Here is a 703-nt window from a genome sequence, read left to right as displayed (position 1 = left end):
CGGCTCCAAATAGAACCCATTGGCCACTTTCACGGAGCCCAGCATGTCCGACTCTCTAGTAATCCCCTGCCCCCACTGCAACGGTCTTAACCGCATCCCCAATGAACGCCTGGGCGATGCGCCTAAATGCGGGCGCTGCAAGCAACCGGTGCTGTTAAGCAAACCCTTTGAGCTGAAACAGGGCGATTACGCCAGCCAGATCAAGGGCGACCTGCCGTTGCTGGTGGATGTGTGGGCCGAATGGTGCGGGCCGTGCAAGTCGTTTGCGCCGGTGTTTGAGCAGGCCGCCGGGCAGTTGGCCGGGAAGTGCCGATTGGCCAAGCTCGATAGCGAGGCCAATCAGCAGTTATCCGCTCAGTTGGGGATTCGCTCGATTCCCAGCCTGATCCTGTTCAAGAATGGCCGGGAAGTGGCGCGTCAGAGCGGTGCGTTTCCGTTACCGCAGTTGATGAGCTGGCTGCGCAGTCAGGGCGTTTGAGGTAGCGGGACGCCCCGGTCCAATCACCTGCCCCATCAGCAATACGCCCAATTCGCTCAACTGATGAATGGCCAACGCGACATCGCGCTGCTTGCCGGTGAGGTCGTCGGAAAGGTCGAGCAAGAGGGTGGTGACTGAGGAGAAGGTTTCGTAGGTATTGAGGATCAGGGTTTCGGTGGCTTGGCCGGGGCTGACTGTAAAAAGGTACGACGGGGGATTTGGAGT

Annotated in this window: 2 protein-coding genes; one reads left to right on the top strand and one right to left on the bottom strand. The window is 59.5% G+C overall.

All coding sequences use genetic code 11. The features are described 5' to 3' along the window. The first annotated feature begins 43 nt into the window (after positions 1-43). The gene (gene trxC / locus JV201_RS02105; RefSeq protein WP_003209402.1) at positions 44-478 is read left to right on the top strand and encodes a thioredoxin TrxC; all 435 of its coding nucleotides are present in this window, start codon (positions 44-46) and stop codon (positions 476-478) included. Here the strand turns inward: trxC and JV201_RS02100 are convergent. Next, positions 437-703, bottom strand: a 267-nt coding sequence (locus JV201_RS02100) for a DUF6124 family protein (RefSeq protein WP_219406449.1), incomplete at its 5' end; no start/stop codon positions are given. The two genes, trxC and JV201_RS02100, sit on opposite strands and share 42 nt — an antisense overlap.

Origin of the sequence: Pseudomonas sp. Colony2 (assembly GCF_019382755.1) — a bacterium.
In the GTDB taxonomy this organism is placed as follows: Bacteria; Pseudomonadota; Gammaproteobacteria; order Pseudomonadales; family Pseudomonadaceae; genus Aquipseudomonas.
The sequence above is the reverse complement of the archived record's forward strand: the minus strand, read 5'-3'. Positions and strand labels throughout refer to the sequence as shown.